The sequence below is a fragment of the Albidovulum sediminis genome (assembly GCF_025380365.1).
Lineage (GTDB): Bacteria > Pseudomonadota > Alphaproteobacteria > Rhodobacterales > Rhodobacteraceae > Albidovulum > Albidovulum sediminis.
Map to the genome: position 1 here is coordinate 1,584,840 of NZ_JAOCQF010000001.1, position 19,019 is coordinate 1,603,858.

The following is a 19,019-nucleotide window of genomic DNA, read 5'->3' on the forward strand; positions in this document are numbered from 1 at the left end:
AATAGGCGCCATCGCATCTGCCCGGTTGTGCCCGGGGCGCCGCCCTGCGACACTTCGCCCGCGCCTTGCGCCAGATCAACGCGGGCAGACCTGTTCAGGCACAAGGCTTGGACCGGACCAGGGGACGAGCGGGCGGGATGGCACAACCGATCTTCCGGAGCGAGGGGCTGACAAAGGTCTACCGGACCGGGGATGTGAGCGTGCATGCGCTGCGCGGGGTGGACCTGTCGCTTTACCCCGGCGAGTTCACCGTGCTTCTCGGCCCCTCGGGCAGCGGCAAGTCGACGCTTCTGAACATCCTCGGCGGGCTTGACCGCGCCAGCGGCGGCCGGGCCTGGTTTGCCGATCACGAGCTGACCGCCATGTCCGACCGCGAGCTGACGCGCTACCGGCGCGATCACGTCGGTTTCGTCTTCCAGTTCTACAACCTTGTCGCCTCGCTCACCGCGCGGGAAAACGTGGCGCTGGTGACCGAGATCGCGCGCAACCCGATGCCCGCGGACGAGGCGCTGGCGCGGGTGGGGCTGGACCAGAGGATGGACCATTTCCCCGCCCAGCTTTCGGGCGGCGAACAGCAGCGCGTCGCGATTGCGCGCGCCATCGCCAAGCGGCCCGACGTGCTGCTCTGCGACGAGCCGACCGGCGCGCTCGACAGCAAGACCGGGGTGCAGGTGCTTGAGGCGCTGAACGCGATCAACAGTGATCTGGGCACCACCACCGTCGTCATCACCCACAACGCGGGCATTCAGGCGATGGCGCACCGGGTCGTCTTCTTTGCCGACGGGCGGATCGCCGAAGTGCGCGAGAATGCCAGCCGCGCCCGCCCCTCCGACATCACCTGGTGACGCCATGTCCGTGCTCGACCGCAAGCTCCTGCGCGACCTGAGGCGGATGTGGGCACAGGTGCTGGCGATCGCGCTGGTCCTGGCCTGCGGGGTCACCATCCTGGTGCTGGCGGTGGGCGCGCAACGCTCGCTCGAAGACACGCTCGACGCCTATTATGAGCGCAACCGCTTTGCCGAGGTCTTCGCCAACGTGCGGCGGGCGCCCGACAGCCTGCTGCCCGACATCCGCGCCCTGCCGGGCGTGCGCATGGCCGAGACGCGGATCGTGGGACAGGTGGTGCTGGACCTGCCCGGACTGGCGGAACCGGCGGCGGGGCGGGTCGTATCGCTGCCAGACTTCGGCGACCCCGCGCTGAACCTGCCGATGATCGTGGCCGGGCGCCCGCCCGACCCCGACCGTACCGACGAGGTGATGGTCAGCCGTGCCTTCGCCGAGGCGAACGGCTTTGTCCCCGGCGACCGCTTTGCCGCGAACCTGAACGGGCGCAAGCGCGTGCTGACCATCACCGGCACCGCGCTGTCGCCGGAGTTCGTCTATGTCCTCGGCCCCGGCGCGATGCTGCCCGACAACCGCCGCTACGGCATCCTGTGGATGCCGCGCCGCGCACTTGCTGCCGCCTTCGATCTTCAGGGCGCCTTCAACGATGTAGCCCTTGCCCTGACCCGCGAGGGCCAGGCCGAGGCGGTCATTCCCGCGCTCGACCGCCTGCTTGCCCCCTATGGCGGCGCGGGCGCCCACGGGCGGGCGGAACAGGCGTCCCACGTCTTCATCGAGGGCGAACTGACGCAGCTTCGCGCGATGGCGCGGATCCTGCCGCCGGTGTTCTTCCTGATCTCCGCCTTCCTCGTGAACATGGTCCTGCAAAGGATCGTCTCGCTGGAACGCGGGGTGGTCGGGCTGATGAAGGCGCTGGGCTATTCCGACGCCGCGGTGGCGGGTCACTTCCTCAAGCTCGCGATGCTTGTCGCGATCATCGGGATTGTCATCGGATGGGGGATGGGAAGCTGGCTTGGCCGTGGAATGGCAAGGCTTTATACCGAGTTCTTCGAGTTTCCGTATCTCGTCTTCCAGCCCCGCGTGGGCAGCTATGCCACCGCCGCCGCCGCGGGGCTTCTGGCGTCCGGTCTGGGCGCGCTTCAGTCGGCGCGACGGGCCGCGGCGCTTCCCCCGGCGATCGCCATGGCCCCGCCCGCGCCCCCGGTCTTCCGGCGCGGCCTCAGCGACCGGCTGGCGGCCTTCGCGGGCCTGTCGCAACCCTCGATGATGGTGCTGCGCGGGATCACCCGCTGGCCCGGCCGGGCTGCGTTTTCCGTGCTGGCGATGGCCGCCGCGGTCGCCATGCTGATGTCCGCCTCGTTCTTCCCCGACTCGCTCGACGAGATCATCGACACCGCCTTTTTCGAACAGAACCGGCAGCACGCGATGCTGATCCTGGCCGAGGATCGTGCCGACGACGTGGTGGAGGATGTGCGCCACCTGCCCGGCATTCTTGCCGCCGAACCGCTCCATGCTGTGCCCGCGATCCTGCGCAGCGGCACCCTGTCGCGCCGCCTGGCGGTCGAGGCGCGCGATCCCGACGCGCGGCTGTCGCGCGTGACGGACGCCGCGGGGCGGCCCGTCGAGCCTGCGGGAAGCGGCATCGTGCTGTCCGAACGGCTGGCCGAGCGGCTGGGCGTCGGCCCCGGCGACCGCATCGAGATGGAGATCCTGACCGGACGGCGCGAGACGCTGCTCCTGGAGGTCAGCGGCACCGCCTGCATCCATTTCGGCCTTGGCGCCTACATGGACCGCGCGGCGCTCGCCCGGCTCCTGCGCAAGCCGCCGCAGGTCAGCGTGGTCAACGTCGCGATGGACCCCGCGCAGGCCGATGCGCTTTACGCCGCCGCCAAGAACACGCCCGGACTGGCGGGCACGGTGCTTCTTTTCCAGACGCGTGCGTCCTTTCGCGCGACGATCGGGGAAAACGTGCTGATCACCACGATGGTCTATGTCGTCATCGCCGTCCTGATCACGGTGGGCGTGGCCTACAACAGCGCGCGCATCCAGCTTTCGGAGCGCGCGCGCGAACTGGCCAGCCTCAGGATCATCGGCTTCACCCGCGCCGAGGCCTCCTACATCCTGATCGGCGAACTGATGGCGCTTGCCATCCTCGCGCAGCCGGTGGGCTGGATCCTGGGCTGGATCTTCGCCTATGCGCAGGTCGTGTCCTTCTCCTCCGACCTCTATTCGTTACCCTTCGTGATGAACCCTGCCACCTATGCGCGATCAAGTCTGGTCGTGCTGTCTGCCTCCGCCTTCTCCGCACTCATCGTGCGGCGGCGGATCGACCGTCTGGACCTTGTCGCGGTCATGAAAACACGGGAGTGAACCATGTCTGCAAACGCTCGTTCCGTCGCGATGGGGGTGGCCGCGGTAGCGCTGGTCGCCGGGCTGGTCTGGGTCGCCTTGCGGCCCGAGGCGGTGCCGGTCGATCTGGCGACGGTGGCAACCGGGCCGATGCGGGTCACCATCGACGGCGACGGCGTCACCCGCATCCGCAACATCTACGAGGTCGCCGCCCCGGTCTCGGGCAAGGCTCTGCGCTCTCCGGTCGAGGTGGGCGATGAGGTCCGGCGCGGCCAGACCATCGTCGCCCGGGTCGAACCCGTCGATCCGGGCCTTCTGGACCTGCGCAGCCGCAACCAGGCCGAGGCCGCGGTGAAGGAGGCAGAGGCGGCGGTCAGCCTCGCGCTGACCCAGATCGCCAAGGCCGAGGCCGACGTGGCGCATGCGAAATCGCAATACGATCGCACCCAGGCCCTGTCGGATCGCGGGGTGTTTTCGCTGACCCAGCTTGAGGATGCGGCCCAGCTTCTGAAGGTGCAGGAGGCAGCGCTGGCCGCCGCACGCGCGCAGCACCAGCTGACGATCGGGGCGCTGGAACGCGCGCGCGCCGCGCTGATCGGGCCGGGCGGCGGCGCCGCGAACGGAACATGCTGCGTGGAAATCCCCGCGCCCGCCGATGGCGTCGTCCTCTCGGTCGCCAATGTCAGCGAACGCCCGGTCGCGGCGGGAAGCCCGCTGCTGTCGATCGGGCAGCCGCAGGACCTGGAGATCGTCGTCGACCTGCTGTCGGCCGATGCGGTGCGCGTGCGCCCCGGCGCGCGGGCCGAGATCCTGCGCTGGGGCGGCGGCGGCGCGCTCGAGGCTGCGGTGCGCGAGGTGGAACCCGCGGGCTTCACCAAGATCAGCGCGCTGGGGATCGAGGAACAGCGCGTCAACGTGATCCTCGACCTTGTCACGCCGGCAGAGGCGCGGGCGGGCCTCGGCGACGGCTTTGCGGTCTATGCCCGGATCGTGGAATGGGAAACCGACGCCGCCCTTCTGGTTCCGGTCGGCGCGCTGTTCCGCAACAACGGCGACTGGGCGGTCTTTGCCGCCAAGGACGGGCGCGCGAGCGTGGTGCCGGTGCGGATCGGACGGGTGAACGACACCGTCGCGGAGGTGCTGGACGGCCTGGCCGAGGGCGCCCGCGTCATCACCCATCCGAGCGACCGGATCGCGCAAGGTACCGAAATCGCCGACCGCCAGACGCTCGACTGAGGCGAAGGGGCCCTCAGCCGCCCCAGGTCCGCTGGAGAAGGGCGAGCCAGTTTTCGTGCGCGATCTTCCTGACCAGATCCTCGCCGTAGCCATGCGCGGCCAGCGCCGCAAGAAGGCGCGGCTGGCCGGTGACATCGCCGATTGCCTCGGGCATAGTCGCGCCGTCGAAATCGGAGCCGAGGCCCACGCGATCCTCGCCCAGGACGCCGAGCAGGTGGTCGAGGTGGCGCAGGATCGGGTCCCAGCCGGCGAAGGGCGACTTGCGCCCGTCCTCGCGCAGGAAGACGGTCGCGTAGTTCAAGCCCACCATCCCGTCGGAATCGCGGATCACGCGCAACTGCCGGTCCGTCAGGTTCCGGGTCGAGGGCGTGACGGCGTGGGCATTGGAATGGGTGGCGACAAGCGGCGCGTCCGAGATCGCCGCCACGTCGTCGAAACCCTTCTCGTTCAGGTGGCTGAGGTCGATCATGATGCGCAGCGCGTTGCATTCGCGCACCAGCCGCTTGCCGGCCTCGGTCAGCCCCTCGCCGGTGTCGGGATCGCCCGGAAAGCGGAACGGGACGCCATGGCCGAAGACGGTCGGGCGCGACCAGACCGGCCCGAGCGAGCGCAAGCCGGCGGCATGCCAGACGTGGAGCGCGTCAAGGTCCTCGCCGATCGCCTCGGCGCCCTCCATGTGCATGATCGCCGCAATCCGCCCCTCGGACATGGCGTCGCGGATGTCCGCGACCGACCGGCAGATGGTCAGGTCTCCGGTCCGTTCCAGCCACATCAGGTGGCCTGCCATCGCCATGGCTACCGGCTGCGCCGCCTCCGCGCCGATCAGGTCGTCCAGCGGCAGGTCATAGGGCGGCGCATCCATGATCGCCTCGAAATCGGGGCTGTCATGCGCCTCGGGCGAAGGGATGTAGATGGCGAAGAAGCCGCCCGCAAAGCCGCCCGCCCGCATCCGCGGCAGGTCGAGGTGTCCCTTGCCCTCGCCGGGGTTCCAGATCGTCTGCCGGCCGGCGGGGTTGCGCAGGAGCCGCAGCAGGAAATCGTTGTGGCCGTCGAACACCGGGATCATGGCTGTCCTCTTCCTCTGACGCGACTCGCCCGGCGTTCGGGCGGTGTCAGACTGCCCCGCGGACGGGTGGAGAGGCAAGGGCCCGCTCTCCGCCGGCGGGGGTCAGATCCGGCCTTCCGCCCGCCACTCCTCCAGCTTTTCGCGGCTGACCTCGAAATGCATGCTGTCCTCGCGGCCGAAGCCCGCGCCCCAGATCCAGCCCGCCTCGCGGAAGAAATCGGCAAGGATGGTCAGGCCAAGCTGCGTCTGGCCATCGCCCAGCGTGTCGAGATGCCCGTCGATGTTGAGGTCGATCGACAGGCCGAACGCATGGGACGACAGCGAGGTGTCGGACCCGCGCACGAAGCGCACGCAGAGCGAGCCTGCGGTGTTGATGCGGTCATAAAGGTCCTGGTCCACCTGGCGGATACGCTCGAACACCTCGCCCAGGGATTCGGCGGCGGGCCTGAGCATCTTGACCTGGACGGGTCCCACCTGCTCGGTCACCAGAAGCTCTGCCAGCGTGGGGTTCGTCATCGGCTGGCACTGTTCGTTGTAGTCCTCGCGCGGGTGGCCGAACATGTCGATCAGGAAATCGGTCGTCGGCGCGTGCAGCGTCGTGTTCAGTTCGCGCCGCCCCGCGACCAGCACGACCTGCGCATAGGAATCGATGATGCTGTTCGGGCCGGAATTGTCGACGAAGCCCTGGTCGTCGAGCGGAAGCGTGGCCATCGGGCCGGCGCCGATTCGCGCCACCTCGCCGCGCAGCCCCTCGACCGTGGTGCGCAGGGCTTCCACCTGTTCGCGCAGCATCTCGATCTCGATCCGCGCGCCGCTGTCGACGGCAGGCCCGCCGAATTCGTCCTCGGACCCGAGCACCAGGGGGGTGACGTACCAGAGAACGGGGGCAAGCAGGATCGCGACCGCGATCAGGATGGCCGGCAACAGACGCATGATGAACTCTCTTGCAATGCCGCTTGCGGGAAGCGGCCTGATGATTCTGAATAAGCCGTCGATACAAGTCAACAAAGGCGCGATCGCGTCATGGAGGGGACGCAAATTCGTTGTCGCCTTGGCGCCCGTGGTATAGAGTTTTGGGCGAGTACCCCTGACATATCGGGAAAGAACAAGTCGATGTTTAGAAACGCGCTCCTTGCCTCAGGCCTGACGCTGGCACTTTCCGGCACCTGCCTTCCCGCTTTTGCCCAGTCCACCGACGGCGAACTGACGGCCGAGCAGATCTCCGATCTTTTTGCCAAGCAGCAGAAGACCCGCGGCCTCGTGCTGGCACCCTCCACCGCAGCCACGACCGTGACCGACACCGCCGTGGCCGCGACGGCGACCGAGCCCGCCTATCAGCCCGTGGCCGCCGATGCCCAGGTCAACCTGAGCATCTCGTTCGACTACAATTCCTCGGCCCTGCGCGACGACCAGAAACCGCGGCTCGCCACCATGTGCGAGGCGATGAAATCCATCGACGTCAGCCGCTTCCAGGTGATCGGCCACACCGATTCCTCGGGCAGCGCGGACTACAACCAGTCACTGTCGGAAGCGCGCGCCGAGGCGGTGATGCAGTATCTGGTCAGCGACTGCGGCATCAGTTCGGACCGCCTGATGGCGATCGGCGCGGGCGAGACGGCCCCGCTCGATACGGCGAACCCGGCGGCCGACGTGAACCGGCGTGTCGAATTCCAGGCCCTGGGCTGAACGACGCGACCCGGAACCCGAGGACGGATAGCCGCCGATGAACGACTCACGCCCAGGCGACGCCTTCCGGCCCGGGGACCTGCTGAACAACACCTACCGGATCGAGGCCCTGCTGGGGCGCGGTGGCACCTCCGAGGTCTACCGCGCCCGCTCCGAGATCTCGGGCCGGGTCGTGGCGCTCAAGGCGCTCCGGTCGGAGTTTTCGCGCAACGAGGACTTCCTGCTGCTGATGACGCGGGAAGAAGAAATGCGCGACATCCGCCACGATGCGGTGGTGCGCTATTCCGACAACCAGCGCACACCCGAGGGCACGGTCTATCTGGTGATGGACTATGTCGACGGGCCGGGGCTTGACCACAAGCTGAAGGAAGGCGGCCTGTCGGCGGAGGATCTTCTGGTCATCGGCGCCCGCGTGGCCGAGGGGCTTCAGGCCGCCCATTCAAAGAACATCGTCCACCGTGACCTGTCGCCCGACAACATCATCCTGAGGAACGGCAACCCGGCCGAGGCCGTCATCATCGACTTCGGCATCGCCAAGGACACCAACCCCGGCGCGGCGACGATCGTGGGCAACGAGTTCGCCGGCAAGTATGCCTATGCCGCCCCCGAACAGCTCAGCGGCCGGACCGATGCCCGGTCGGACCTCTATTCGCTGGGCGCGCTGCTGCTTGCGGGCTTCCGCGGCCGCCCGCCGAACGCCGGGTCGAACCCGATGGAGGTCCTGCAGAAGAAGGGCGAGCCGCTGGATACTGAGGGCGTGCCCGAACCGCTCAAGTCGCTGATCGGGAAGCTGTCGCACCCCGATCCGGCGCAGCGGTTCCAGAGCGCGGCCGAGGTTCTGGCGGCGATCCGCGGCGGGCCGGCGGCGGCCCCTGCGGGGCTGCCCGCGGGACTGGAAGACCGGACGGTCATCATGCCCGGCAAGGCCGCGGCCGCAAAGCCGGGCGCCGAAGCAACGAAGGCCAAGGCGGCCGGCAAGGCCGAGGCCGCGGCGGGGAAAAGCCGCCTGCCGCTCGTCCTCACGCTGCTCGTGCTGCTGGCTGGCGGGGGCGGCGCCGGGGCCTACTTCTCCGGCATGTTCGGACCTTCGCTGCCGCTGGCCGAACCCTACACGTTCCGCGTGACCAAGGCCGAGGGCGGCGTCCCCGAGGCGGTGGGCTATGCCCCTTCGGAGGCGGTCCAGCGCACGCTGTCGGAAGATATCGCGCGGCTGAGCGGCACGGCGGAACTCTCGCTTGCCCGCGGAGAGATCGGCGAAGGCTGGGGGGGCGATGTCAGCCTGCTCATGTCGACGCTGGCCACGCTGGACGAATGGTCGCTGTCCGTCGACGGCATGACCTTCACCGCCACCGGATCGACCGCGGATGCGGCCCGCCAGGACAGCGTGACCGCGCTTCTCGGCACCACGCTTCCGGGCGGGATGAGCGGGACGGCAGACATCGCGCTGAAGTCGCAGCTTCTGGCCGCCACCGCCTTGCAGCCGATCCTGGACCAGATCGCCGACTGCGGGCCGCTGGTGCAGCAATCGGTCCCGTCCGAGGGCTACGCCGAGGCCGACCGGATCGTCGTCGCCGGGCGCCTGGCCGACAACGGATCGCGCATCCGCCTGTTCGACGCCCTGCGCGCGGTGGCGGGCCCGCGCGAGGTCGTGATCGACGCCGAGATCCTGAACCCCGCGCTCTGCCTGATAGAGACCCGCCTGCCCGCCGCGCCGGCCGGCGGCTTCGACATTTCCTTCGGCTTCGGTGACAGCGCCGACCCGAACCCGTCGGGGCGCTATTTCGTGGGCGAGAACCCGGTGATCGACGTGGATATCCCCGCCGAGGTGACGGACGGCTATCTTTATGTCTCCGTCCTCGACGTCTCGGGCAACGTTTTCCACCTGCTGCCGAACCAGACGCGGCCCGACAACTCCGTCGCGGCCTTGCGGAGTGGCCAGCCGGGCGCGGTTCCGGTGCGTGTCGCCTATGGCCTGACCGAGGCGCAGGGGACATCGAAACTGGCCTTCACCGTCGACGCAAGCTCGCTCGGCAAGAGCAAGGTGATCGCGCTTTACGCGAAGGCGCCGCTGTTCGCCACGATGCGCGAGATTTCCGAACCCGCCGCCGATTATGCGCAGGCGCTCGCCGATCTGGTGGCCTCCGGGACGACCACGGTCACCTCGATCGACAGCCGGATCCTGACCACCGCGCAGCCCTGACCCGCCGCGGGCGCCGCGCTCAGACGGTGTCGACCACGATGATCGAGATGTTGTCTGCCCCGCCCCCGTCGAGCGCGATCTGAAGAAGCGTTTCGGCGACCGTCTCGATCGGGTCGCGCGCAAGGACCCGGCGGATCATGTCGGAGGTGGCGTATTTGTTCAGCCCGTCCGAACAGAGCAGGAAACGGTCGCCGGGAAGCACCTCGCCCCGGATCTTGTCCAGCTCAAGCTCGTCGCCCACGCCTACCGCGCGGGTGATCGCGTTCGACTGCGGATGCGCGTCGGCCTCGTCCCAGGTCATCTGGCCGGACAGGACGAATTCGGCGACCAGCGAATGATCGGTCGTCAGCACCTCGAGCCGTTCGTCACGCAGGCGGTAAAGCCGGCTGTCCCCGGCCCAGAAGCTCAGGAAATGACCGTTGGCAAGCATCAGCGTCACCACAGTCGCGCCGATGGTGGTCACGCCGCGCCGGTCAGCCTCTTGCCGGATGATGGCGTGCGCCCGCTGGATCGCGCCGCGCAGTTCATGCATCTTCTCGCGCGGCTCAAGCCCCGGCGCCAGCATCGCGATGGCCTCGATCACGGCCTGGCTCGCGAAGTCGCCCCCCTCGTGCCCGCCCATGCCGTCCGCGACCACCCAGATGTCCTGCTCGGGCATGGCGAGGATGGAATCCTCGTTCATCTTGCGCACACGCCCGACATGGGTCGTGGCGCTGTAGCGGACGTGAAAGCCAGAACTCATGCGGCCTCCCTTTTCTGCCAGATGGCGGCGTTCGGATCGAACAGCCCGACCGTCGCCGCCTCGTCCGGCATCCCTTCCAGGATCATCAGTCGCGTGCCACCCTCGCCCTGCGCGCTCCACACGCTCGGCGCGCGGAAATCGCGGCCCAGACAGCGGGCGGCCAGATGCGGCAGACCGCCCTCGGGCCCGGCGTCGCTGACCAGCGCACGCCCCGGCGCCATGACCACCTGCCCCGGCGCCGGCGCGGACGGCGCGGCGATCGCGGCCAGCCGTTCGACCAGGCCCTCGCGCGGCAGGTCGTCCAGCGCCTCAAGCGCGAGCGTTTCGAGCGCGTGAAAGCAGCCCTCCGCCGCGAAATGGGTGGCGACGGGGTCCACCCCCTCTGTGAGCGTGGCGGCAAGCGTCAGCGGGAACTGCCGGCCCACGCGGTCGACCGAGGGCATCATCACGCCCAGTGCCGCCTCTGCCCCCGCCAGCCCCGGCGCCAGCGCGAAGCGCCAGATCGGTGCCGTCATGTAGCAGTCCTGCCAGCCCTCCCCCAGCCGGTCGCGCCCGGCCAGGATCCCGCGCTGCAGCCAGTCGTCCCAGGCCGCGACAAAGCCCGGCGCCATGCCGAAGCGGAAGAAATCCCCCAGCGCGGGGATCTTTCCGAAGGCACCGAAGGCACCGGACGCAGCCGCCATCAGAACGACTTCGGGCAGGAGAACTTGGACAGGGCCTTCAGCTTGAACGGGTTGAAGACCGAGCCTGACTGAAGCTGGAAGATGGAGATCCGCCCGCCGACGCTGAAGATCACCCGCAGCCGGTCCGCCGCCGGTGTGTCGCGCACGTTCGCCGCGTCCAGAAGCCGGAACCAGGCCCAAGGCCCGTCCATGCCCATCTGGTTTTCGGCATTCTTCACCTGCGGCTCCAGCGCGACCCGCGCCAGCCCCACCGATCCGGGCCATGTCACCGCCGTCGGCGTCGCGCCGCGGTGGTTGAAGACGATGTCGGTCCCGTCGATGGTCAGCGTCACCTGCTTGGACTTTTCGTCCAGCGCCTCGGGCGTGACCTGGAAGCTGATCGCAGGCACCGGTCCGGCGGCGAAGAAGGCGTCGCGAATCTCGGCCGCGTACTGGAACTGCTCCAGCACGCTGGCCGAAATGCCCAGATCGGTATCGCCCACCTTCTTCCACTGCCAGGGCCTGACCGACATGTCGACATGCGGCAGCAGGTTCTCGTTGAAGAAGGCGTCGATCTGTCCGCCCGGCCCGAAGAGCTTGGAGAAGTCCGCGATGGCGATGTCGGCCGCGGCGCCGCGCGCGAACGGATAGCGGTCGGTCGTGGCCTGTTCGCAGAACGGCAGGACCGCGGCCTGCCAGCGCGCGTTGATCGCCGCCCGCGTGCCGTCGACGGTGATGCCCGACGACCCCGTGGCGATCTGCGTGGCCCAACGCTGCATCGGCCCCGGCAGGCGCGCCGCGGCCTGCGTGAACTGCTGAAGCGCAGTCGGTTCCCCGGCGATGCCGGGTGTCGCGAGCCCGCCCGAGAACGACATCTTGTTCAGCTCCTGGTAGACGAGCGTCAGCGTCTGCATCAGGTCATCGAGTTGCGAGGGTTTGCCCTCGGCCCGCGCCACCAGGTCGTTCAGCCAGGCGAAGCGGTCGACCACATACTGCCCCGGCTCCTTCGGCGGTTCGGCATTGGTTCCGTTCACGAGGCTCGAACTGGCCAGCGCGTTGACGAAGACCTGCGCCTGCACGCTCAGGTTCGACTGGATCTCCATCGCCCCGACACTCGACACGCCCTCGCTCAGCCCCGTCGCATCCGCCAGGCCGCGCTTTTCCGTCAAGCGGGTTTCGGCCGCGATCGCGGTCAGCACGTTGGCAATGGGCGAGGTCGGGCCGGAAAGCACGTTCGTCACCTCGACCGCATGGCTCAGCGACTGCATCGGGATGATGTCGAGGTCCGACAGGATCCCGTCATAGCGTTCGATGAAGTCGTTGTAGTAGAGGTCCAGCACGTCGCGGCTGATCGACACCAATGCGGCCTCGCTTTGCGCCGCCTCGGCGGTCGGCCCGAGGACCCAGCTTTCGTTCTGGATCCGCTGCGCCACGCCCAGCGCCTCGGCGAGGAAGACGTTGTTGAAGCCGTTGTAGGTGAAGATGCCCTCGACCCCATCGGTCAGGGGCTTGCCGGAGTTGCGCTGCATCACCCGGCCGATGGCCGGCCCGCCGACGTCGGACAGGCGCCATGCGGGCAGCGCCTTCGCCGCCGGGCTGGAGATGATGCCGTTGTAGACACGCTGGGCAATCGACATTTCGGTCAGGATGCCCCGCACCTGGTCGATCAGCGGCCCGTTCAGCGGGATCTGCTGCATCGGCTGGGACAGCATCGCCTGAAGGTGCGATTCCAGATCGGCCCGCAGCCCGTCGCGTTCCGGGCCCTTGTAGTAGGCACCCCAGACCGCCCGCATCCACTCCTTGACCAGATCCGGGCTGAGGTGGTCCCCCTGGCCCAGCATCAGATAGATCTTCAGCGACTCGTAGAGGAAGTCGGGGTTGTTCATGTTGGCCTGCATCTGCTCCTCAAGGCTCAGAAGCAGGCGCGGCAGGAAGTGGGTGTTGAGCGCGGAGCGATAGGTCTGCTGCGCCTGCGTCCCGATCACCTCGCCCTGGTAAAGACCCCAGGTCAGCCGCCCCTCCGGCTCCGGATCGCCCAGCGCGGGATTGCCGGGCATGTCGCGCAGGACGTTCAGCGCGGGCACGACCGAGGGCAGGTCGGTGTCGCCGATGGGGCTTCCGGGGATGGTCTGGGACATCTGCTGGAACGTGTCCGCCAGCGTCGAGGCGTCGGCGATCATGTCGCGGTTGCCAAGGAAGCTGCGCGTCCAGAGCCCGAAGGCCGCTATGGTCAGAAGCGTCATCGCGGTGATGGCGATGCGCTTGGTCCAGCGATAGCGCCGTTCGACCTTGTCGTCGGCCGACACAAGCCCCGCCTCGCGGAAGATCACGTTGTCGAAAAGACGGGTCAGGAAGAAGGACCGCCCCGTACCGCGGCCCGAGCCGATGGCCTGGCGCCCGATCCCGAAGGTTCGCGCCATGTTCATCATCAGCCGGTCGATCGGCGTGCCTTCCTGCGTGCCCGAGGCGAAATAGACCCCGCGCAGCATGTGGCGCTGTTCGAACCGGTTGTCCTGGAAGACCTGCGCGAGGAAGTCGCGCGCCACCTGCCGGACCGAGGCCACCTGGCCAGGGAAGGCCGCGATCAGACTGCGGCGCTGGTGGTCCGTCTCGGCCTGGAGCTTTTCGAGCGACTGCGCGTTCAGCCGTTGCAGCAGCAGCGAGAACTCCTGGTCGAAGTTGGCGATGGGCGACACCTCGCCCTTCGACTTCTCAAGCGGGAAGGTGAAGCCCCAGACCTGTTCGCGATCCTCCTTGCCGAGCGTGTCGTAGAACTCGGTAAAGCCCGCGATCAGGTCGGCCTTGGTGAAGAGCACGTAGACGGGGAAGCGCACCCCCAGCTTCTCGCGCAGCTCGTGCAGGCGGCGGCGCACGGCGTTGGCGTGGCCCTTCTGGGTCGTCTCGTCCTGCATCGACAGGTCGGAAAGCGAGATGGCGATGATCGCGCCGTTGATCGGCTGGCGCTTGCGGTGCTTCTTGAGAAGCGACAGGAACCCCAGCCAGGCGCCGCTGTCGGCCTCCGCATCGCTTTCCTGCGTGGTGTAGCGGCCGGCGGTGTCGATCATCACCGCGTTGTCGGTGAACCACCAGTCGCAGTTGCGGGTGCCGCCGACGCCGCCGATGGCCGACTTGCCCATCGCCTCGGCCAGCGGGAACTGCAGGCCGGAATTGACGATCGCGGTGGTCTTGCCCGCGCCGGGCGGGCCGATCATGACGTACCAGGGCAATTCGTACAGGTGCCGGCGCCCCAGCTTGGACTTGCGCAGGGCGCCCAGCGCCTCTTTCATCTTGTCGCGCAGTTCGGTCAGTTCCTGCGCGGTCATGTCGGGCGCCGCCTCGACCGCGGTCAGGTCCTCTTCCATCTTGCGGTTGCGGCGGCGCCGGATGACCCAGCGCAGCAGCATGATCAGGAAAGCCAGCGCCACGACGATGGCGATGGCGACGACCCGCGCCGTGACCGTGTCGAGCGGGCGCCATTCCCCCCAGTGGAACAGCGGGCCGAAGTACCACAGACATGCCCCGATGATCAGCGCGAGCAGCAGGATCACGAAGTTCAGCGTGCCGAGGATGTGGCGTATTCTGCGAAAGATCATTATCCGTCAGCCTTCACCAGCAGGACCTCGATGCGGCGGTTCTTGGCCCGCCCCTCTTTGGTGTCGTTGGATTCGATGGGTTCCTTGTCCGCCCGGCCCTCGGCCGTCATCCGCGCCGTGTCAGTCAGGCTTTGGGCCATGACTTTCATCACGCTTTCGGCGCGGGCCAGCGACAGGTGCATGTTCGACGGGAACCGGGAGGACTTGATCGGCACGTTGTCCGAATGGCCGACGACGATGATCGGCCCCTTGGAATCGTTCAGCGCCTCGGCCACGCGTTGCAGCTTGACCAGGAATTCTTCCTTCACCTGGTCGGAGCCCGAGCCGAACATGCCCGCGCCCGCGATGCGCACGGTCACCACGTTGCCCTTCTCGATCACCGTCACCAGCCCTTCCTCGATCTCGGGCTTGAGGAATTCCGCCACCTTGACGGATTCGCTCTCGGGCGCAGGCGGTGGGGGCGGCGGCGGCGGCGCGCGGCGCAGCAGTTCGGGCACGACTGAGGATTCGAGCGCCGACAACTGGCCAATCAGCCGCTCGGAACGCACGCCGAGCGCGTAGGACAGCCCGGCATAGCCAAGCCCCATGATTACCGTGGCGACGCCCGCCGCGATCCAGACCGCCTTCCAGGCGGACAGCGGCTTGTGCGGCATGTCGAGCCCCGCCCAGTGGGGCGAGAGGTCGCGTTCCACCGGGCCACGCTGGCCGCGGATGATCCGGGCCAGGCCGTTGCGGATCTGCAGGTGCTTGTCGGTGCCGCCCTGTTCGACGCGCAACCGCCCCTCGAAGCCCAGCGACAGGCACATGTAGAGGAATTCGAGCATGTCGATGTTCGGACCCGGCGCCTGTTCCAGCCGCGCCAGCAGGTCGTAGAAGCGGTCGCCGCCCACCGTTTCGCGGTGGAAGGTGGCGACCATCGACTGCACCGCCCAGGACGACTGCCCGCCCCAGGGCGTGTTCAGCACCACGTCGTCGAGTGTGGCGCAAAGCGCGTAGCGCGCGACCTTGACCGTCTGCGCCTCGATCCCGGCCTGAAGCGCGCGGTTCTCGAAGGCGCGCACCTCGGCGATCACGCTCTGGCGCAGCTTGTCGGCGTCCATGTGCTGGGCGCGGTTGCGGATGCGCCCGATCAGCGAAAACAACGTCGCGGCGCAGGCGTTGAGCGTGTTGAGCCCGGTCATCGACAGGGCCATCGCCGCCTCTCCGTCCGCGTCGGGACGCGGGCCGGGTGCAGCGGCGGGCTGTGCATGCTGGGGCACGCCGTAGGACATCGGATCGGCCATCGCGTCCTGCCCAGGTGCCGCGGCCTGCGGGGGCTGCGGCTGGCCCGGATAGGCGCCCTGCGGGGGATAGCCAGGTTGCGGCGGATAGCCCGGCGCAGGGGGGTAGCCGGCCTGTGGCGGGTAGCCGGGCGGGGGGGGATAGCCCGGCTGCGGCGGATAGCCCGGTTGCGGCGGATAGCCCGGCGGTGTCGGTGCGGCACCGCCCGCCGGCCGGCGGCCGCCGGGGTTCGGCCGGATCACCGTCCGTTCGTTGTCGTTGGGTTCGGCAAAGGGATCCTTGTTCGACATCTCGCGTCCTTCCCGTCCTCAGCCCTGACGGATCGCCCAAAGCTCCATCGAGAGCCCCGGATACTCGCCCGACACATGCACCGCGATCCCGCCCGAGGTGGTCATCTTGCCCCAGTATGCGCTTTCGCCGTCCAGTTCGAAATAGACCACGCCCGCGTGATAGGGGATCTGGCGCGGCGCCACCGGCAGCGGGCGCAGCGTGATCCCCGGCAGGGCGGAGTTCACCAGTTGCCGGATCTCCTCGACCGGGCCGATCTTCGCATGGCCGGAGAAATGCCGCCGGATCGTCTCGGCCGGGACATCCGCCTTGACCGCCAGCACGAAGCCCGCGCGGTTGATCAGCTTGCGGTCGGCGATGACGCCGACGCTGATGCCGTACTTGCGCGGATCGAGCGGGATCGCCACCGCCGTCTGCTCGATGACCGAGGAGAGGTACTGCCTCAGCGTGCGGATCACCGGGTTGAAGGTCGAGGTCAGCTCGCCATGCCGGTAGGCCGGAAACTCCGGCGGGTGCTTTTCGCCCGCCATGAACGACGCCAGCTCCCCGGCCAGCGCCACGCATTCGCGGTAGGCGCGTTCAGGGTGGATGTTCTCGATCGAGAGCATGTGGCGGAAGACCGGCAGCGCCCGGTTCACCACGGTCAGCAGGAGGAAGTCGGAGACATCCGCAACCCCCTTCGCCCCGCCTTCCGAGAGCCGCCCCGCAAGCGCCACCATCCGATGCGCCAGAAGCCCCTCGATCTCGCGCAGGAAATCGTTGAGCGGGGGCGCCGCGCGCACGTCGATGGCCGAGGCGATGAATCCCTTGTCCAGCACGATCTCGCGATCCGACCGCACCTCGATGATGCGCGCGACCGGGATCACCAGCCGGTCGGCGAGGTCATCGACCGCCAGCGCGAACGAGAGGCGCAGCTTGGCCACGCCGACGGTGGCGGCCTTGCGGTCGCGCCCCATCGAGTCCATCACCTCGACCTCCGCGGGCTTGTAGCGGCTGGCGGACTGGTCTGCGCCGGACAGGTCCACCTCGATCGCGCCGGCGCGGCGGGACGGGACGGTCAGGTAGACGACGCAGTCCTTCACCGACTCGGGCACCTCGAGCGCGACGGGATGATCCTCGACCTGCGGCACGCGGAAGATCGCGCCATCGGGCGTGATGCCCGAACAGGTTCGGATCGCGAACTTGCCGATCTTGAGAAGCTCGTCATCGATCTCAAGCGTCGAGCAGCCCCAGACATAGGGCAGGACGCGCCGCGCAAGACCGGACACCAAGGCCTCGGCATACCGGTCGGACTGCTGGAAATGATGCGGCTGAAGGAACAGGCCTTCGGTCCACAGAACCTTGCTTTCCCAGGACAAACGCGCTTCTCCCCGCTTTCCATTGCCGGACCGGCCGGCCTTTTTACGTCGATCCGGACCGGGCTATTTCAGCCGGTCCAGCTGTTCCTGATAGGCGCGCGCGAATTCGCGCGCGAAAAGATCGTGGAAGTCGTTTTCCGCCTGATCCGAGATTTCCGAATACATCTTTTCGTAGACTTCCCAGTAGCGCGCCTTCTTGCCCTTGAGGAAGTCGCCGATGCCGCCGCCGCCCTGGATCTTCTCCTCCAGCGCCTTGGGGTCGAGCCGCTTCAGCACGCCCTTCAGCGCGGCCTCCATCCCGGTGACCATGGCGACCTCGTGCGCCTTGATGTCCCTGAGCGCCTGTTCGGTCGCGGCGGGCGCGTCGAGATAGCCCCGCGCGGTCGGCTTCACCATCGCCTCGATCGCCTGCTCGGGCGAGATGGAGAACTTAAGCGGGTTGTTGCCGCCCGCGCCGATCATGGTCTGGTTGATGCGGAATTCGCCCTTGATCGAGGTGCGCGTCATCAGAATCTCGCGGATCCCCTCGATCATCAGCTTCAGGACCGTGCCCATCCGGGTCATGGTGGCGGGAAGATCCTCGTCCCGGATCGTTAGCTCCGTCATCCCCATCGCGGCCAGGAACGCCTGCGCGAGCGCGGCATCGCCGGCCGACGCCGCGGGCGGTGGGGCGGGCGACGCGACGGGTGGCGGGGTGACGGCCGGGGCAGCTGGCGCCGGGGCGGATTCGGCCGGCGCGGTCGCCTTCGCAGACGGGGGTGCGGCGGGTTCTTCCCCCTCCTCCAGGAAAGGGTCCGAAGGGGCGGGCGCGACGGGCGACGCGGTCGGCGTGGGCGCCACGGGCGGCGGCGACGGCGGGGTGACAGGAGCGGCCGGGGGCGTCTCTGCTTTCGGCGCGGGTGCGGCGGGGGTCAGGAAATCATCGTCGAAGTCGGGGATCTGCGCGGCCGGCGGGGTGGCTGGCGCGGCGGGCGGCGCAGGTGGGACGGGTGCGGGTGCGGGCGGGGCCGTGGGCTTCTTCGGCGCGGCGGGGGACAGGAAATCCTCGTCCCAGTCATCCGGAATGACGGCGGCGCGGCCCGACGGGGTAAAGGCATCCTCGACCGAGGGGTTGTGGTATTTCTGCGCGGGCCCGTCCCATTCCGGCACGGGCGCGGGCGCCAGAAGGTCGTTTTCTCCCAAGGGCGGCAGCAGCGGGTCCTCCGGCTCGTGCCGCTTCAGCCCGCGCGGGCCGGTCGGCTGGGAGGAGCCCAGAAGGTCGTCCAGAAAGTCGCCCTTGCCGCTGCCGTGCGTGTCTTCCAGCAGCGCCAGCGGATCGGGCGCGCGACCGGCGTGGCCGTGCGACACCGGGCCATCGGCCAAGGGATCGGGGATATGCGCCATCGCATCCCGCTGCGCCTGCCCGAAGCTGACCAGAAGCTCATAGCCGCCCATGCTCAGGATGTCGCCGTCGTTCAGCGGCGTCGGCACGTTGCCGAGCGGCACCTTGCCATAGTTCAGGAACGTCCCGTTGGTCGAAAGATCGACGACCACGACGTTGCCGTTGTGATCCTCGATCACGCAGTGACGCTTGGAGATCATGCGGTCGGGATCGGGCAGGACCAGGTCGTTCTCGGGACCGCGCCCGATGGTCAGGCTGTTGCCGCGCATAACCACCGGCTGCGCCTGGCCGGGGATCATGCCTGTGGACTGGAATCTGAGCGTGACTGCCATTC

At 68.4% G+C, this 19,019-nt stretch carries 13 protein-coding genes; 5 read left to right on the forward strand and 8 right to left on the reverse strand.

Annotated features, from left to right (window positions below; genetic code table 11):
- Positions 1–137 precede the first annotated feature (137 nt).
- From N5I32_RS07910 to N5I32_RS07920, 3 genes are read left to right on the forward strand one after another with little or no spacing between them, the layout of a single operon-like run.
- Entirely contained in the window at positions 138–845 is a 708-nt protein-coding gene (locus tag N5I32_RS07910) for an ABC transporter ATP-binding protein (protein WP_261494856.1), read from the forward strand.
- A 4-nt stretch (positions 846–849) separates the two neighbouring features.
- Positions 850–3,213: an ABC transporter permease gene (locus tag N5I32_RS07915; RefSeq protein ID WP_261494857.1), complete on the forward strand. Its 2,364-nt coding sequence runs from the start codon at positions 850–852 to the stop codon at positions 3,211–3,213.
- 3 nt (positions 3,214–3,216) lie between these two features.
- A complete protein-coding gene (locus N5I32_RS07920) occupies positions 3,217–4,428 on the forward strand; it encodes an efflux RND transporter periplasmic adaptor subunit (RefSeq protein ID WP_261494858.1) in 1,212 nt (403 codons plus the stop codon).
- A gap of 13 nt (positions 4,429–4,441) precedes the next feature.
- Here the strand turns inward: N5I32_RS07920 and N5I32_RS07925 are convergent, their stop codons facing one another.
- Positions 4,442–5,494, reverse strand: coding sequence for a dipeptidase (locus N5I32_RS07925; RefSeq protein WP_261494859.1), 1,053 nt, complete (start codon positions 5,492–5,494; stop codon positions 4,442–4,444).
- A 102-nt stretch (positions 5,495–5,596) separates the two neighbouring features.
- Positions 5,597–6,427, reverse strand: coding sequence for a M15 family metallopeptidase (locus N5I32_RS07930; RefSeq protein WP_261494860.1), 831 nt, complete (start codon positions 6,425–6,427; stop codon positions 5,597–5,599).
- Between the two features lie 180 nt (positions 6,428–6,607).
- On the opposite strand from N5I32_RS07930, the gene N5I32_RS07935 reads away from it, so the two are divergent.
- Together N5I32_RS07935 and N5I32_RS07940 are read left to right on the forward strand one after the other, a co-directional pair.
- A complete protein-coding gene (locus N5I32_RS07935; protein WP_261494861.1) occupies positions 6,608–7,180 on the forward strand; it encodes an OmpA family protein in 573 nt (190 codons plus the stop codon).
- A 37-nt stretch (positions 7,181–7,217) separates the two neighbouring features.
- Positions 7,218–9,380: a serine/threonine protein kinase gene (locus N5I32_RS07940; protein ID WP_261494862.1), complete on the forward strand. Its 2,163-nt coding sequence runs from the start codon at positions 7,218–7,220 to the stop codon at positions 9,378–9,380.
- 19 nt (positions 9,381–9,399) lie between these two features.
- On the opposite strand, the gene N5I32_RS07945 is transcribed toward N5I32_RS07940, so the two are convergent.
- The 6 genes from N5I32_RS07945 to tagH form a co-directional block, all read right to left on the reverse strand.
- Positions 9,400–10,122 (reverse strand): PP2C family protein-serine/threonine phosphatase, encoded by a 723-nt coding sequence (locus N5I32_RS07945; protein ID WP_261494863.1) that lies wholly within the window; start codon positions 10,120–10,122, stop codon positions 9,400–9,402.
- Positions 10,119–10,805: a type VI secretion system-associated protein TagF gene (gene tagF, locus N5I32_RS07950; RefSeq protein WP_261494864.1), complete on the reverse strand. Its 687-nt coding sequence runs from the start codon at positions 10,803–10,805 to the stop codon at positions 10,119–10,121. Before tagF ends, N5I32_RS07945 begins: the two co-directional genes overlap by 4 nt.
- Positions 10,805–14,377 carry a type VI secretion system membrane subunit TssM gene (gene tssM, locus N5I32_RS07955; RefSeq protein ID WP_261494865.1) on the reverse strand — a complete coding sequence of 1,191 codons (3,573 nt, stop codon included), beginning with the start codon at positions 14,375–14,377 and terminating at the stop codon, positions 10,805–10,807. The genes tagF and tssM overlap by 1 nt, the downstream gene beginning before the upstream one ends.
- A complete protein-coding gene (tssL, locus tag N5I32_RS07960) occupies positions 14,377–15,948 on the reverse strand; it encodes a type VI secretion system protein TssL, long form (protein ID WP_261494866.1) in 1,572 nt (523 codons plus the stop codon). Before tssL ends, tssM begins: the two co-directional genes overlap by 1 nt.
- Positions 15,949–15,966: 18 nt before the next feature.
- Positions 15,967–17,304 (reverse strand): type VI secretion system baseplate subunit TssK, encoded by a 1,338-nt coding sequence (gene tssK, locus N5I32_RS07965; protein WP_261494867.1) that lies wholly within the window; start codon positions 17,302–17,304, stop codon positions 15,967–15,969.
- A 63-nt stretch (positions 17,305–17,367) separates the two neighbouring features.
- Entirely contained in the window at positions 17,368–19,017 is a 1,650-nt protein-coding gene (tagH, locus tag N5I32_RS07970) for a type VI secretion system-associated FHA domain protein TagH (RefSeq protein ID WP_261494868.1), read from the reverse strand.
- Positions 19,018–19,019 lie beyond the last annotated feature (2 nt).

Excerpts from the sequence above, each read along its gene's own strand:
- N5I32_RS07910 (WP_261494856.1), top strand. The coding sequence starts at position 138 with ATGGCACAACCGATCTTCCGGAGCGAGGGGCTGACAAAGGTCTACCGG.
- tssL (WP_261494866.1), bottom strand. The coding sequence starts at position 15,948 with ATGTCGAACAAGGATCCCTTTGCCGAACCCAACGACAACGAACGGACG.
- tagF (WP_261494864.1), bottom strand. The coding sequence starts at position 10,805 with ATGGCGGCTGCGTCCGGTGCCTTCGGTGCCTTCGGAAAGATCCCCGCG.
- N5I32_RS07930 (WP_261494860.1), bottom strand. The coding sequence starts at position 6,427 with ATGCGTCTGTTGCCGGCCATCCTGATCGCGGTCGCGATCCTGCTTGCC.
- tagH (WP_261494868.1), bottom strand. The coding sequence starts at position 19,017 with ATGGCAGTCACGCTCAGATTCCAGTCCACAGGCATGATCCCCGGCCAG.
- N5I32_RS07925 (WP_261494859.1), bottom strand. The coding sequence starts at position 5,494 with ATGATCCCGGTGTTCGACGGCCACAACGATTTCCTGCTGCGGCTCCTG.
- N5I32_RS07945 (WP_261494863.1), bottom strand. The coding sequence starts at position 10,122 with ATGAGTTCTGGCTTTCACGTCCGCTACAGCGCCACGACCCATGTCGGG.
- N5I32_RS07935 (WP_261494861.1), top strand. The coding sequence starts at position 6,608 with ATGTTTAGAAACGCGCTCCTTGCCTCAGGCCTGACGCTGGCACTTTCC.
- tssM (WP_261494865.1), bottom strand. The coding sequence starts at position 14,377 with ATGATCTTTCGCAGAATACGCCACATCCTCGGCACGCTGAACTTCGTG.
- N5I32_RS07940 (WP_261494862.1), top strand. The coding sequence starts at position 7,218 with ATGAACGACTCACGCCCAGGCGACGCCTTCCGGCCCGGGGACCTGCTG.
- N5I32_RS07915 (WP_261494857.1), top strand. The coding sequence starts at position 850 with ATGTCCGTGCTCGACCGCAAGCTCCTGCGCGACCTGAGGCGGATGTGG.
- N5I32_RS07920 (WP_261494858.1), top strand. The coding sequence starts at position 3,217 with ATGTCTGCAAACGCTCGTTCCGTCGCGATGGGGGTGGCCGCGGTAGCG.